Source organism: Variovorax ureilyticus (assembly GCF_050632185.1).
In the GTDB taxonomy this organism is placed as follows: domain Bacteria; phylum Pseudomonadota; class Gammaproteobacteria; order Burkholderiales; family Burkholderiaceae_C; genus Variovorax; species Variovorax ureilyticus_A.
Map to the genome: position 1 here is coordinate 4,225,633 of NZ_CP192579.1, position 14,006 is coordinate 4,239,638.

16 protein-coding genes are annotated in these 14,006 nt (G+C 64.8%); 11 read left to right on the forward strand and 5 right to left on the reverse strand.

The annotated features are described in order from the left end of the window. Positions 1 to 52: 52 nt before the first annotated feature. Complete coding sequence (locus ACQ858_RS20970) at positions 53 to 1,615, reverse strand: hypothetical protein (protein ID WP_431274457.1); 1,563 nt, start codon at positions 1,613 to 1,615, stop codon at positions 53 to 55. A gap of 291 nt (positions 1,616 to 1,906) precedes the next feature. On the opposite strand from ACQ858_RS20970, the gene ACQ858_RS20975 reads away from it, so the two are divergent. Continuing rightward, positions 1,907 to 2,341, forward strand: a complete 435-nt coding sequence (locus ACQ858_RS20975; RefSeq protein WP_431274458.1) for a hypothetical protein — start codon at positions 1,907 to 1,909, stop codon at positions 2,339 to 2,341. Positions 2,342 to 2,676: 335 nt separating this feature from the next. On the opposite strand, the gene ACQ858_RS20980 is transcribed toward ACQ858_RS20975, so the two are convergent. Next, positions 2,677 to 2,895, reverse strand: coding sequence for a hypothetical protein (locus tag ACQ858_RS20980; protein WP_431274459.1), 219 nt, complete (start codon positions 2,893 to 2,895; stop codon positions 2,677 to 2,679). Positions 2,896 to 3,449: 554 nt separating this feature from the next. On the opposite strand from ACQ858_RS20980, the gene ACQ858_RS20985 reads away from it, so the two are divergent. Further along, on the forward strand, positions 3,450 to 4,319 hold the full coding sequence (locus ACQ858_RS20985) for a lipase family protein (protein WP_431274460.1): 870 nt from the start codon (positions 3,450 to 3,452) through the stop codon (positions 4,317 to 4,319). A gap of 120 nt (positions 4,320 to 4,439) precedes the next feature. After that, the gene (locus tag ACQ858_RS20990) at positions 4,440 to 5,111 is read left to right on the forward strand and encodes a DnaJ domain-containing protein (protein WP_431274461.1); all 672 of its coding nucleotides are present in this window, start codon (positions 4,440 to 4,442) and stop codon (positions 5,109 to 5,111) included. A gap of 44 nt (positions 5,112 to 5,155) precedes the next feature. On the opposite strand, the gene radA is transcribed toward ACQ858_RS20990, so the two are convergent. Beyond that, positions 5,156 to 6,529 (reverse strand): DNA repair protein RadA, encoded by a 1,374-nt coding sequence (radA, locus tag ACQ858_RS20995; protein ID WP_431276914.1) that lies wholly within the window; start codon positions 6,527 to 6,529, stop codon positions 5,156 to 5,158. Positions 6,530 to 6,652: 123 nt separating this feature from the next. Here radA and ACQ858_RS21000 point away from each other — a divergent pair, with 123 nt between their 5' ends. After that, positions 6,653 to 7,048, forward strand: coding sequence for an MAPEG family protein (locus ACQ858_RS21000; protein WP_431274462.1), 396 nt, complete (start codon positions 6,653 to 6,655; stop codon positions 7,046 to 7,048). 36 nt (positions 7,049 to 7,084) lie between these two features. Here the strand turns inward: ACQ858_RS21000 and ACQ858_RS21005 are convergent, their stop codons facing one another. Together ACQ858_RS21005 and ACQ858_RS21010 are read right to left on the reverse strand one after the other, a co-directional pair. Next, complete coding sequence (locus tag ACQ858_RS21005; RefSeq protein WP_431274463.1) at positions 7,085 to 7,789, reverse strand: nucleotidyl transferase AbiEii/AbiGii toxin family protein; 705 nt, start codon at positions 7,787 to 7,789, stop codon at positions 7,085 to 7,087. Next, the gene (locus ACQ858_RS21010; protein WP_431274464.1) at positions 7,782 to 8,261 is read right to left on the reverse strand and encodes a helix-turn-helix domain-containing protein; all 480 of its coding nucleotides are present in this window, start codon (positions 8,259 to 8,261) and stop codon (positions 7,782 to 7,784) included. The genes ACQ858_RS21005 and ACQ858_RS21010 overlap by 8 nt, the downstream gene beginning before the upstream one ends. Positions 8,262 to 8,399: 138 nt before the next feature. Here ACQ858_RS21010 and hpaR point away from each other — a divergent pair, with 138 nt between their 5' ends. The 7 genes from hpaR to ACQ858_RS21045 are packed head-to-tail and all read left to right on the forward strand — an operon-like array spanning position 8,400 to position 14,001. Continuing rightward, positions 8,400 to 8,831, forward strand: coding sequence for a homoprotocatechuate degradation operon regulator HpaR (hpaR, locus tag ACQ858_RS21015; RefSeq protein ID WP_431274465.1), 432 nt, complete (start codon positions 8,400 to 8,402; stop codon positions 8,829 to 8,831). Next, complete coding sequence (locus tag ACQ858_RS21020; RefSeq protein ID WP_431274466.1) at positions 8,828 to 9,448, forward strand: fumarylacetoacetate hydrolase family protein; 621 nt, start codon at positions 8,828 to 8,830, stop codon at positions 9,446 to 9,448. Before hpaR ends, ACQ858_RS21020 begins: the two co-directional genes overlap by 4 nt. After that, positions 9,445 to 10,197, forward strand: a complete 753-nt coding sequence (locus ACQ858_RS21025) for a fumarylacetoacetate hydrolase family protein (protein ID WP_431274467.1) — start codon at positions 9,445 to 9,447, stop codon at positions 10,195 to 10,197. Before ACQ858_RS21020 ends, ACQ858_RS21025 begins: the two co-directional genes overlap by 4 nt. A 22-nt stretch (positions 10,198 to 10,219) precedes the next feature. After that, positions 10,220 to 11,677: a 5-carboxymethyl-2-hydroxymuconate semialdehyde dehydrogenase gene (gene hpaE, locus ACQ858_RS21030; protein ID WP_431274468.1), complete on the forward strand. Its 1,458-nt coding sequence runs from the start codon at positions 10,220 to 10,222 to the stop codon at positions 11,675 to 11,677. A 13-nt stretch (positions 11,678 to 11,690) separates the two neighbouring features. Beyond that, positions 11,691 to 12,662 (forward strand): tripartite tricarboxylate transporter substrate binding protein, encoded by a 972-nt coding sequence (locus ACQ858_RS21035; protein ID WP_431276915.1) that lies wholly within the window; start codon positions 11,691 to 11,693, stop codon positions 12,660 to 12,662. Between the two features lie 3 nt (positions 12,663 to 12,665). After that, on the forward strand, positions 12,666 to 13,589 hold the full coding sequence (gene hpaD, locus ACQ858_RS21040; protein ID WP_431274469.1) for a 3,4-dihydroxyphenylacetate 2,3-dioxygenase: 924 nt from the start codon (positions 12,666 to 12,668) through the stop codon (positions 13,587 to 13,589). Positions 13,590 to 13,596: 7 nt separating this feature from the next. After that, positions 13,597 to 14,001, forward strand: a complete 405-nt coding sequence (locus ACQ858_RS21045; protein ID WP_431274470.1) for a 5-carboxymethyl-2-hydroxymuconate Delta-isomerase — start codon at positions 13,597 to 13,599, stop codon at positions 13,999 to 14,001. The last annotated feature ends 5 nt before the right edge of the window (positions 14,002 to 14,006 follow it).

The window sequence follows — 14,006 nt, forward strand, 5'->3', positions numbered from 1 at the left end:
GCTCGCGGCCCAAGCAACTTCAACCAGGATGCTGGCCAATCTCTAGGGCGGACTAAAGCCCGCTCAATGTCTTGGGAATGGGCGCAATGATCAGCTTCCGATCACCGAGGATCAACAAGTTGTTTCCGTCCGGTGTGAGGCGCATCCGTGGCCGGTAGCACTCGTAGTAGGGATAGGTAGAGGTCTGGCAGCCCGGCAAGTCTGGAATGACGAAGCTCCCGACCAAAGGCACGCTCAGTTGCGTGCCGGCATTGGCGGCCGTATCGAAGACCTGGACAGTCGGCGGCGTCGAATCACCGGGCTCCACTGCATAGGACAGAAGGTAAGCGCGACGTCCATCGGGCGACATCTGAGCGGCCCGGACGCCCTTCGACGGTTGAGGCACCGAGCCCACATGACCGAAGTTCCGGTCGTACACGTCGTAGCCGCTCATCAGGAAGCGGTCGCCGTTGTCGCTGAGACTGGTCAGGAAATAAAAGAACTCTAGCCCGATCGGATTTGGCCGGAAGACGCCCTCATCAGCATCCATGTAAAGCATCGGGGGCCGCGGCGACACTGCCGCCGACTGCGTCAGCATCAAACGCGAGCCGTCGCGCGAAACCGCAAAGAATTGGCCTCCATAGCAAGTCGTACATGCGGTCGACGAGCCGAACGTGGAAGTCCGCAGATCAAAGAACCCCAGGCCATGCCAACTAAACGAGCCCGTTGCCATCCACAGCTTGTTGTCCTTGGTGAAGGCGACCCCCACTTCAGTTGCGCTGCCCGAGTCGGCAATCGTGAAAGGAGCGGCAACGCTCCTCTTGACGCTGAAGCTCGCCAGCTCGATCAAGCTTACCTTGGCGCTGTCTGTAGCCGCCAGCACGCTGCCGTCTGGCGGCATCGCAATGTCCATCAGGCCCGGCATCGACAACGTCGTGTAGCCCCAGCCCGTGGGTCCCGATCGAAACCGCGCGACGGCGCTCAAGCCAACCGAAGCGTAAGTGGGGTAGGAGGCATAGATGTCTCCATGCACCGCGTCATATATCAGCGTCCGGGGTGTGCCGAGGCTGCTCGTGTCGAGCGCGGCATAGGTCATCGTGACCGTCAGCGAGTAGTTCACCGACCAGGGGGACCCGGGATACTCTACCGAGCAGGCGGCGTCCGGACAGGCTCGCAGGACCAGGGTGCCCTTATGGAGGTCCGGCGCCAATGCAGTCTTGGGCGTCACCACAATGCGTGCCGTCGTGCCCGTCACCGTCACCTGCACGCCTTCGATGTTCGGATCAGGTTGCCCCGTCGGCGTGGTGGCAACCACGAATAGGCTCTTGCCGGACGTCTTGCCCTGTGCAACCGCATTGATGACGGCCGAGGCCGGTGCGCTGGCGCCCATCTTGTATTCCATCGCCAGCGACGACGTGTCGAAGCTGACCTGTACGCCGCTGTTCAGCGGCTCCGCAGACGTCTGGGCCGGCGTTTCTGGCGACGATGAGGTCGATGATGAAGAAGGCGATCCACTCGCCTGCGCCTGCATCACTCCACCTCCGCCACCACCACCACAGGCGGCAAGACCCAAAAGCAGCACAGCCGCGCCCAGCGACTTCAATGAATTCGCGAAATTCAAAAGGTTCTCCCCCACCAGGTTGTGCCGCTCTTGTGCGTCTGATTGACTGCATGTGTACGAACGGCGGCGAGGAAATGTAACCTTAAATGCTACACAACGTTTCTTTTCGTACTCAAAATCGATATGAGCCGGCCCCCTCGGCCAAATGCATCGCCAAAATCTCTGCAAGAGGCAGATGTTGATCGACAAGTTGACTTGAATGAACGGCCCGCAGCGCGCGCGCTCGCTGGAGTGCGCGGACGTAGTTCAATGACAGAACGGCAGCCGGGCATTCGAAGCGCCTGGTGCCATGTAGCATCGTGCGCCATGCCAGAGACGACCATCTCAAAACTGGAGGCGGCTGAGCAGCTGCTCAATACGGCCCTGCGATTGCTGATCGATGAGCGTGACTACGTGAGCGCAATTGTGCTTGCCGGCTCTGCCGAAGACCTATTTCAGGGCATGTTGGAGAAGAAGGATCTCCCATCCTCGCGCGCGCAATTGGCCTCCGCCACGCTGACCATGCACGGGTTCCTCTACCCTGAAGAGCATCCACCCAAGGACCGGGAGGCCTTCGACATGATGCGGTCTGCCTACAACTGGCTGCGACACGCCGACAAGGATGATGGATTCGAGCGCCGCCTAGACTGGAAAAAGGAGGCGGTGCACATCGCGATGCGCGCGATCGACAACCTCTATGCATTGACCGGCAAAGATCACCCGCGGCGGCCCGAGCTGGGCTATCCGCTGGGAAGCGAGTGAGCGCGCGACGGGCCAATAAGCACCCGATCGAACCTCTGCCCGTCTGCACACTTCATGCACACGACTACGGCGAAGCCGCATGAAACCTATGGATTTCTACCGATCCATCATTGGACCGACGGAAGTCGCCTCGCATTTCCCCCACTGGACCGGCGCTTCACTTGACGGCCAATTAGTGCGGTTCCGCAACCGGTCTTGAAGCAGACTTCCCGGTCCGCTTCGCCGAATTTCCGCAATCAGTCTGAAGCAGAACACGACCAGCTCGCACCCGGCGATATACCCAAGCGCAGGCCAAAGAGCGCTCAATTCATTTGCAGACGAGCGCTCCGGTTGTTTCAGTGCAACGCCTCACGCGCCGACTGAATCGCATCAGTCACCGTCTGCATCCGCCGCACCATCTCCGCATTGACCACCTCCAGCAAAGCCCGCAGTTCGCTCGGTCGAACGAAGAACTCCTCGAAGTCGTGGCGGTAGATCGGCGTCAGGAAGTTTTCCACGCAGTCGTATGCACAATGCGCCGCGCGCAGGTCATTGAACCGGTCCTCGACGGTCATCAAGGCGCTGCTGATTGCCCTGCTCTTAGCTGACCTTCGGGGCGCAGTTGCGATGAGCCGGCGGTTAACGGCCTTGAGCCTTGCGCGTTTGGATTTGTCGGAAGAGGTCGCGGATGCGCGATCAGACTTAGCCATTTTTTGGCCTCCCAAGAGATTGCGATTTCAGAAACCGCCGCTCCGAGTCCAACCGAGGCGGCAGCTCGACGAGTTGGACTACCGGGCAACCTCTTGCGAGAAACCGGCCGGGCTCGCGCCCGCCCGTCGAGCCGCCATAAAGGAGGCACAACGCGACGAATTCGCAAACCAATGCAGGTATCTGCGACCTTCGCCGCAGAGATTGCTTCGGGAGTCCAATCCCGGTCACGCCCTTTTTCGACGCGACGCGCGCAGTATGCCAGCGGGACCTCCCCACTGCGGAGGAGAGATCGCCCCAAGCCCCTCAATCTCCCTTTTCCCAAACCCCCAATAAGACGAAGATTCGCCCCACTCATCGACTCCCGCCACGGAGGCTTGCCATGGACAGAGTGTCGGCGGCGCAGAACGCGCTTCTGGTCATGTACGGCTTCGACATGTGCGCCGGCATGCCTTCAAACCTGGCCCCGGTGCCGGACGCGCGAATCGCGGCGGCGGGGTTCAATGTGCTGGTGGGCTATCTCTCGGCGTCCGACGCGATTCTGGTGTCGGGGTCAGGCCTTCGCAGTCGCATGTTCGGCAGCAGCGACGCGGTGGCAAACCGTGTGTGCTATGGCTACGTCGCATCTAACGCCGCTGGCCAATACGTCGCGGTGATCAGGGGGACCCACGGGCTGCTGGAGTGGGCCGACGACCTCGATTTCCTGATGATGCAGCACCCGAACCCCAATGCGGGCCTGGTGGACCAGGGGTTCTGGAGCATCTACCGCACCATGCTGTTTCACCCGCTGAATGGCGGCGGTCCGGTCCAGGCCGCGCAGGGTCTCGGCAACCTCAATCTGCCGGCCGGCGCGCTCATGGTTCTGGGTCACAGCCTGGGATCTGCGTTGGCGACCTACCTGACGCTGGATCTGGCGTTGCAGGGGACGCCGGCGAGGGGCTGCTACTTCGCGTCGCCCCACACCGGCAATCAGCGCTTCGTGGATTTCTTCGAGGGCATGAACATCAACTACGACCTCTGGAACTATGTGCAGGACAAGGTTCCGACGGTGCCGAAGCGGGACCTGCTTCACTTTTCGGATTACAAGCCGCTGCGCCAGGAAAAGACGATTCCGGTGGATGGCGGCGTCGGGGTGTCGATCGACAACACGCTGCCCTGCTTTCACCACCTGATCTGCTACACGGCTCTGCTCGATCCGGCGACGTACAAGGCGGCGTTGGCCGACGCGGTTCTCCGGCAGGTGCCGGACGACCTGAATTGCGCGCAGTGCGTGCTTTCGACGGGGAGCTGACTGGTCAGTCCATCGACAGCTTTAAGACTTAATGTTTCAATAAGAAACATTAAGTCAAAAACACGAAGAAGCGAGGGAGCGGCATCCGCACGCCTGTGCGCCTGCCGCCAAAGAGGATCGATGAAATCTGCTTATGCAACCTTAGGCATCCCCGGCAACGCCAGTGCGGAAGACATCGCGGAGGCTTTTCGCAGGGTGTCAAGTCATTACTCGCGCGAGCGCCTTGTCGAGAATCCGGATCTCGCCGAAAAACTGAACGAAGCCCGAGAGGCCTACAAGGTTCTGTCGAACCAGGAGACGCGCGAGGCGCATGACAGGAAGCTGAGCCAGTCGGTTGCCCGACCGGTGGTGCGCCCGGTGATCGAGGACGAGAAGGCTTCCTTCGGCCTGGGAACGCTGATCAAGGTTCTGGGCGTGTTGGCGATCGCCATGTTCGCGACGGGGGCCTACATCTCGCACAACCGCGAGCAGGCGCGACAGGCGCAGGCAGCCGAAGAGTTGGCGCAAAAGAAGCTCGAGGCGGAGGCCGCGGCAGAAGAAGCGCGACAAAAGGAAGCGGCCGAGGCGTCGAAGGCGAGGAGAGACAATCTCGCGGAGGCCCGGGAGCGTCAATTGCGGGCTGAAAGCCTGATGGTGGCAAGACAGACCGAAGTCTTGGAAGCGGTGCGCCAGGCCCAGGCCAACCGCCAGGCAGAAGCCGCCCGCAACGCCGAAAAATTCGAGGAGCGCCGGCGGACTGCGGAGGCGGAAAGGAAGCTGGCGGAAGACAGGTGGATCATCCGCAGGCGCTGACGCTGTCGCGCGTTCTTCGCGTCCCGCGCGTCTCTGCGCAGGGGCTACTGCATCTGCCTCACGATATCCAGCGCCTCTTCGATCCGCTCGACCGCGTGGATCGTCAGCCCCTCGATCTCCTTCGCGCCCTTCTTCGGCGCATTCGCCTTCGGCACGACCGCCACGCTGAAACCGAGCTTGGCGGCTTCGCGCAGACGCTCCTGCCCGCGCGGCGCGGGCCGCACTTCTCCCGCAAGCCCCACTTCACCGAACGCGATGAAGCCCTTGGGCAGCGGCTTGCCGCGCAGGCTCGACGTGATCGCGAGCATCACCGCCAAGTCGGCCGCCGGTTCACTGATGCGCACGCCGCCGACCGCGTTGACGAACACGTCCTGGTCCATGCACGCCACGCCCGCGTGCCGGTGCAGCACCGCGAGCAGCATCGCGAGGCGATCGCGGTCCAGGCCCACGGACAAGCGCCTCGGGCTCGGTCCGCCGTTGTCGACCAGCGCCTGGATTTCCACCAGCATCGGCCGCGTGCCTTCCAGCGTGACGAGCACCACGCTACCGGGCACGGGCTCGGGGTGCTGGCTCAGAAAGATCGCGCTCGGGTTGGTCACGCCCTTGAGGCCGCGTTCGGTCATCGCGAAGACGCCGATCTCGTTGACCGCGCCGAAGCGGTTCTTGATGGCGCGCACGAGGCGGAAGCTCGAATGCGTGTCGCCTTCGAAGTACAGCACGGTGTCGACCATGTGTTCGAGCACGCGCGGGCCGGCGAGCGCGCCTTCCTTGGTCACGTGGCCGACGAGCACCACCGCCGTGCCGCTGGCCTTGGCGAAGCGCGTGAGGTGCGCCGCGCATTCGCGCACCTGGGCGACCGAGCCGGGCGCGGAGGTGAGCTGGTCGGAGTACACGGTCTGGATCGAATCGATGACCGCGATCGTGGGCCGCGTGGCGTCGAGCGTGGCGATGATCTTTTCGAGCTGGATCTCGGCGAGCACCTGCACCTGCGAATGGTCGAGGCCGAGGCGCCGCGAGCGCAGCGCGACCTGCGCGCCGCTTTCCTCGCCGGTGACGTAGAGCGCGTTGCGGCCCGCGTTCTGCAGCGCATCGGCGGCCTGCAGCAGCAGGGTGGATTTGCCGATGCCCGGATCGCCGCCGATGAGCGTGACGCCGCCGTCGACGATGCCGCCGCCGAGCACGCGGTCGAGTTCTTCCATGCCGGTGGGCTGGCGCGCGACGTCGGCGGCTTCGATTTCAGACAGGGTGGCGAGTTCGGCCGATCCGCCGAGCGACGCGAACTGGGTGCCGAAGCGGTTGTTGGCCGCGCCGCCCGCCGGGGCCGCGACCTGTTCGATCAATGTGTTCCAGGCGCCGCAGCTCGGGCATTTGCCGAGCCACTTGGCGCTCGTGCCGCCGCATTCGGTGCAGACGTAGATTGTTTTTCCTTGGCCATGGGTCGAGTGTAGGGAGAGCGTCCGGCTGGCCGAGCGATAGGTACAAACCCCGGCGTGGCAGCCGACCATCCCGCCTATCGTGTGCGCGCCCACCAGGAGTTAGATATGACCCACACCCTCACGCTCGTGATCTACATGGCGGTCCTGACGTGGCTCACGCTGCTTGTCGCGAGCCTCATCCGTGTGAAGGGATGGACGCCTTCCGGCACCATGATCGCGCTGGGCAACCGCGAGAACCTGCCCGCGGCTACGCCGTTCGCGGGGCGGGCCGAGCGCACGGCGCGCAACACGCTGGAGAACTTCGTGTTCTTTGCCGCGATCGCGCTGGTTGCGCATGCCGCGGGCGCCACCAGTCCGAAGGTGGCCACAGGCGCGGACATCTTCTTCTGGGCGCGCGTGCTGTACATCCCCGTCTACTGCGCCGGCATCGCCTATTTGCGCACGGCGATCTGGGTGGTCAGCATCGTGGGGCTGGCGATGATGATTCTTGCCATTGGGTAGCGCGGCGCAGATTGCCGGAGGACGACCGGCCCGGGCTCACGCCAGCACCCGCCGCAACGCCCGGATGCGCTGCCATAGCAGCGCGGGCGCATCGGCCATGCCCATGATCTGCACGCAGCGCTCCAGCCAGCCGGTGCGCGCGCCCATGCGGTCGATGGCGCGTTGCAGGTCGCGCCGGATGGCGTCTCCATAGGCGCCTTCGGCCTTGGTGACGGCACTGCGCAGCAGCGGCAAGGCGGGCTTCATCATCGCGAGGTCGATCAGGTCGCGGCTGAACACGCCGTCGTCGGCCCAGCGGTCGGAATTGGCGAGCAGCTTGCTCGCGGCCATGTCCAGCGAGGTGAGCGTGGGCACGCCGCACAGTTCGTCGGCCTTGCCGGGCGGCTCCAATGCGATGCGGGCCTCGAACACGATCTCGAACTTGATGGGCTGCGCATCGACTTGCAGGCGCGTTCGGATGCCGTACTGGTCCGCGCGCCATTCGCCGGTCTGCACGTCGTCGGCTGCGCCGGATCGGCGCAGGGCGCTCCATCCGTCCGACGCGGTGACGGCACGTCGAAGCTCGCGGTAGGCAGCCGCATCCGAGACGAGGAAGTCGATGTCGAGCGATTCGCGGTACTCGCCGTAGCGCAACGCCATCGCGGTGCCGCCGCCGAACAGGCAGGCGCGTTGACGTAGCAAGGGGCCGTCGAGCGCTTGCAGCACCCGTGCGATGCGCTGGTGATGCGGTCGGTCAAACAATGGGATCGCTCCCGAGCGCGAGGCGCAGCGCGTCGATCAGGTCTTGCTCGTCCGCCGACAGGGTTTTCGGATCGAGGTGCCGCCAGTTGCGCTCGTAGATGCCCAGGGCTTCACGCGGAGTCAGCTCCTGCGGACCGTGCACCTGCCAGGCCAGCTGCTTGAGCCACGGGTAGTCCGCAATACGGATGCGGGCGGGGAGCCAGCCCGGGCGCTGCGCCACCGCGGAGACCTCCGGCGGCGTGCCGGCCACGAGCTGAAGACCGAGCGCCGCCATCACGCGCAAGTAGGCGCCCATGGTGACTGCGGGCTCGCCCTTCTCGATGCGGTGCAAGGTCACGCGGGAGATGCCGGCAGCCTCGGCAACGGCGACCGCCGGGACGCCAAGCTCCTTGCGCCGGAGCTGAATGGCGGCCGCAATGGTGTCGAGCGTTGCTTCGGACTGCGCGGTGGCCTCTGGAGGACGGGATGGCATAACTGTTTCTCATTGTTTGCAAATCGGCCGATTTGTCAAGAATGAGAAACACTCCTTTGCCCATCCGCTCTATTCAAGGGTTAACCCGAAGTGCATCACGGCGCTGGATATTTAACATGTTAAATAAATCGAGACAGCATGAGCACCACCTTCACGCACCGCAATCTCCCGCGCCTGCTTCTGCAGGCGCGCGAAGCCGTGATGGCGCACACGCGGCCGAGCCTGCGCGAGCATGAGTTGTCGGACCAGCAATGGCGCGTGCTGCGCGTGCTCGGCGAACACGGCGCGGTGGAAACCGGCCGCGTGGCGCGCGAGGCGTTCATCCTCGGCCCGAGCCTCACCGGCGTGCTCGCGCGCATGGAGCGCGACGGGCTCATCACGCGCAGCCGCGACCCGGAAGACCAGCGCTGCACCGTCATCGAGGCGACGCCGCGCGGGCGCACGCTGGTGAAGCGCCTCTCGGTGAGCATCGAGGCGCACTACAAGTGGATGGAAGAGTCGCTCGGCAAGGAGAAGCTCACCCATCTCTACGCCCTGCTCGACGAACTGATTGCACTGGAACAGCCATGACCTACATCCCTGCCGGCACCGTCTACGGCGTGCTGCTGAACTTCCGCGCGGAAGTCGAGGCGCTCGCGCCGCAGATGACGCAGCCGCCCTACAAGGCGCCACCGAAGGCGCCCATCCTCTACGTGAAGACGGCCAACACCTGGAGCCCGAGCGGCAGCGCGATCACCGTGCCGTCGCATGTGGCCGAGGTCGAGGTCGGCGCGACGATCGCGATGGTGATCGGCCCCGACAACGACGTCGAAGGCTTCGTGCTGATGAACGATCTGTCGATCCCGCACGCGAGCTTCTTCCGCCCGCCGGTCAAATACAAATGCCTCGATGGCTTCCTCGGCATCGGGCCCGCGATGCGCGATGCGGAGGTCGCCGATCCGGCGCAGTTCAAGCTCGAAGTGCGCATCAACGGCGAGCTTCGGCAGTCGGTCGATTTCTCGAAGACGGTGCGCAACGGCTCGCAACTGCTCGCGGACGTCGGCGCATTCATGACGCTCGCGCACGGCGACGTGCTGATGCTCGGCTGCGATGCCGGCCGGCCGCTCGCGCGCGCCGGAGACACCATCGAGATCAGCGCACCCGGATTCGAGACGCTGGTCAACACGCTCGTGAAGGAGAAGGCATGAAGCGCGCACGCATCCTCTACGAAGGCACGGCGCACGACGCGGTCGAAAGCGACGGCCAATTGCTGCTGGGCGACGGCCGCCGCGTGGCGCTCGACGTGGTGACGTGGCTGCCGCCGCTCGCACCGACGCCGCGCCCGCGCACCATCCTCGCGCTCGGGCTCAACTACGCGGACCACGCGAAGGAACTCGAATTCAAGGCGCCGGAAGAGCCGCTGGTGTTCGTGAAGGGCGAGAACACGCTCATCGGCCACCGCCAGCTGACCTATCGCCCGTCGGACGTGCAGTTCATGCACTACGAATGCGAACTGGTGATCGTCATCGGCAAGACCGCGCGCAAGGTCAAGCGCGATGACGCCTACGACTTCGTCGGCGGCTACACGGTCGCCAACGACTACGCGATCCGCGACTACCTCGAGAACTGGTATCGCCCCAACCTGCGCGTGAAGAACCGCGACACCTGCACGCCGATCGGCCCGTGGCTGGTCGATGCCAGGGACGTGCCCGATCCGATGTCGCTCGCACTGCAAACCACGGTCAACGGCAAGGTCACGCAGTCGGGCAACACGAAGGACATGATCTTCGACGTGCCCTTTCTCATCGAGTACTTCAGCAGCTTCATGACGCTGTCGCCGGGCGATCTGATCCTCACGGGCACGCCGGATGGCGTGGTGGATTGCCGTCCGGGCGATGTGGTCGTCACCGAAATCGAACAGATCGGCGCCTTGGTCAACACCATCGCGGCAGCCTGACTCAACAACCGGATTGAATCCAATGCAAATCGACCATCTCATCAACGGCAAGCCGGTCGCGGGCCGCGACTATTTCCAGACGGTCAATCCCGCCACGCAGGAAGTGCTGGCGGAAGTCGCCGCGGGTGGCGAAGCCGAAGTCAATGCCGCCGTCGCGGCCGCCAAGGAAGCGTTTCCGAAGTGGGCCGGCATGCCCGCGCCCGAGCGCGCGAAGCTGATCCGCAAGCTCGGCGACCTGATCGCCAAGAACGTGCCCGAGATCGCGCAGACCGAGACCAACGACTGCGGCCAGGTGATCGCGCAGACCGGCAAGCAGCTCGTGCCGCGCGCGGCGGACAACTTCTATTACTTCGCCGAGATGTGCACGCGGGTGGACGGCCACACCTACCCGACGCCGACGCATCTGAACTACACGCTGTTCCATCCGGTCGGCGTGTGCGCGCTGATCTCGCCGTGGAACGTGCCCTTCATGACCGCGACATGGAAGGTCGCGCCCTGCCTCGCCTTCGGCAACACCGCGGTGCTCAAGATGAGCGAGCTGTCGCCGATGACGGCGGCACGGCTCGGCGAATTGGCGCTCGAAGCGGGCATTCCGCCCGGCGTGCTGAACCTCGTGCATGGCTACGGCAAGGAAGCGGGCGAGCCGCTGGTGGCGCATCCCGATGTGCGCGCGATCTCGTTCACCGGATCGACCGCGACCGGCAACCGGATCGTGAAGTCGGCGGGCCTCAAGAAGTTCAGCATGGAACTCGGCGGCAAGAGCCCGTTCGTGATCTTCGATGACGCCGACTTCGAACGCGCGCTGGACGCCGCCGTGTTCATGATCTTCAGCAACAACGGGGAGCGCTGCACCGCCGGCTCGCGCATCCTGGTGCAGCAGTCGATCTACGCAAAGTTCGTCGATCGCTTCGTCGAACGCGCGAAGAAGATCACCGTGGGCGATCCGCTCGACGAGAAGACCATCGTCGGTCCGATGATCTCGCAGGCGCACCTCGCCAAGGTGCGCAGCTACATCGAGCTCGGCCCGAAGGAAGGCGCGACGCTGCTGTGCGGCGGTCTCGGGACGCCCGATCTCCCGGACCGCGTGAAGAAGGGCAACTACGTGCTGCCCACCGTCTTCGCCGACGTCGACAACCGCATGAAGATCGCGCAGGACGAAATCTTTGGCCCGGTGGCCTGCCTGATCCCGTTCAAGGACGAGGCCGATGCGATCCGCCTTGCCAACGACATTGAGTACGGCCTCTCCAGCTATGTGTGGACCGAGAACATCGGCAAGGCGCATCGCGTGGCGGCCGCGATCGAGGCCGGCATGTGCTTCGTCAACAGCCAGAACGTGCGCGACCTGCGCCAGCCTTTCGGCGGCACCAAGGCATCGGGCACGGGGCGCGAAGGCGGCACCTGGAGCTACGAGGTGTTCTGCGAGCCGAAGAACGTGGCGGTGTCGCTCGGGTCGCATCACATTCCGCATTGGGGGGTGTGAGGCGATGCCTTCGATTTCACGTCGCGCGTTGCTGCAAGCCGGTTCCGCCCTTGGCGCGTGGCCGCTGCTCGCCAACGCGCAATCGGCCGCATGGCCCGGCAAGCCGGTGCACCTCGTCGTGCCCTTCCCGCCCGGCGGCACCACCGACTTCGTCACGCGCCTCATCGGCACCGAGCTTGCGAAGACGCTCGGCCAGCCGGTGGTCATCGACAACAAGCCCGGCGCGGGCACGGTGATCGGCGTGGACTTCGTCGCGAAGTCCACACCGGACGGCGGCAACTTCGTGACGGTGGCGAACAGCTTCTGCGCCAACCAGACGCTCGTGAAGAAGCTGCCCTACGACACGACGAAGGACCTGCGCCCCGTCGCGCTGATGGGCATGTCGGAACACGTGCTCGCCACGCACCCGAGCAGTGGCCTGAAGACGCTGGCGGACCTGCGCGCAGCCGCCAAGGCCAAGCCGGGCACGCTCAGCTATGCATCGTTCGGCAACGGCACGTCGGCGCACCTGTCGGGCGAACTGCTCAAGCAGCAGATGGGCATCGACCTCGTGCATGTTCCCTACAAGGGGCAAGGCCCGGCGCTCACCGATCTGCTGGGCGGACAGGTCACGCTGATGTTCGGCAACTGGCCCGAGTTCCGCAGCCATGTGCAGGCGGGCAAGCTGGTGGCACTGGGCATGGCGACCCGGCAGCGCTCGACCTATGCGCCCAACATTCCGACGCTCGCCGAACAGGGCGTGCCGGTCGAATCGAATTCGTGGAACGGCCTGCTGGCCCCGGCTGCGACGCCCGACGCTGTGGTGCAGCGCATGAACGCCGAGGTGAACCGCGCGCTGGCCTCGCCCGCCGTGACGGCGGCCTTCGAGAAAGGCGGCATCGCTTCGCTCTCGGGCACGCCGGCCCAGTTCGCCGAATTCATCCAGAGCGAGATCGCCAAGTACGCCGAAGTGATCCGCAAGGGCAACATCACGCTGGAGGCCTGACCCATGGGCAAGCTCGCACTCGCAGCCAAGATCACGCACGTTCCCTCGCTCTACCTGAGCGAGCTCGACGGCCCGCGCAAGGGCAGCCGCCAGGCCGCCATCGACGGATTGAAGGAGATCGGCCAGCGCTGCCGCGCACTGGGCGTGGACACCATCGTGGTGTTCGACACGCACTGGCTGGTCAACGCGAGCTATCACCTGAACTGCGCGCCGCACTTCAAGGGCATCTATTCCAGCAACGAGCTGCCGCACTTCATCAGCAACATGCCCTATGAGATTCCGGGCAACCCGGAACTCGGCAAGCTGCTCGCGCAGACCTGCAACGAATGGGGCGTCGAAACGCTGGCACACGATGCGACGACGCTCGGGCCGGAGTACGGCACGCTGGTGCCGATGCGCTACATGAACGAGGACCTGCACTTCAAGGCGATCTGCGTCTCGGCGCTGTGCACCAGCCACTACCTGAACGACAGCGCACGCCTGGGCTGGGCGATGCGCCGCGCGGTGGAGGAGCACTACGACGGCACCGTCGCCTTCTTCGCGAGCGGATCGCTCTCGCATCGCTTCGCGCAGAACGGGCTCGCACCGCAGTTCGCCGATCGCATCTGGAGTCCGCTGCTGGAGCGCATCGACCACGACGTGGTGCAGATGTGGGAGAACGGCGAGTGGGCCGACTTCTGTTCGATGCTGCCGGAGTACGCGGTCAAGGGCCACGGCGAAGGCTTCATGCACGACACCGCCATGATCCTCGGCGCGCTCGGCTGGTCGGCCTATGACGGCAAGGCGGAAGTGGTGACGCCCTATTTCGGCTCGTCGGGCACGGGGCAGATCAACGTCGTCCTCCCCGTCACGCCGCAGGATGGCCGCGCCATTCCCAAGGCCCAGGCTTCGAGCGCCGAAGGCTTCCAGGCCGTGTCACGCCTCTGAGGTCGCCATGCCACACCTGGTCATCCTCTACACGCCGAACATCGAGCGCGAAACCGACATGAGCGCGCTGTGCCGCACGCTGGCCGACACCATGCTCGCGGTGCGCGACGAAGCGGGCAAGCAGGTCTTTCCGACCGGCGGCACGCGCGTGCTCGCCTATCCGGCCGCGCACTACGCCGTGGCCGACGGCAAGGGCGACTACGCCTTCGTCTATCTCAACCTGCGCATGGGCGCGGGCCGCAGCGACGCGGTGAAGAAGCGCGCCGGCGATGCGATCCTCGACAGCGCGAAACGGCACTTCGAGCCGGTCTTCGCCAGGCGCCTCATCGGCATCACGCTGAACGTGGACGAAAGCCCCGGCCAGGTGTACGACGGGAAGCACAGCAACCTGCATCCACTCTTCAACAAATAGACCGC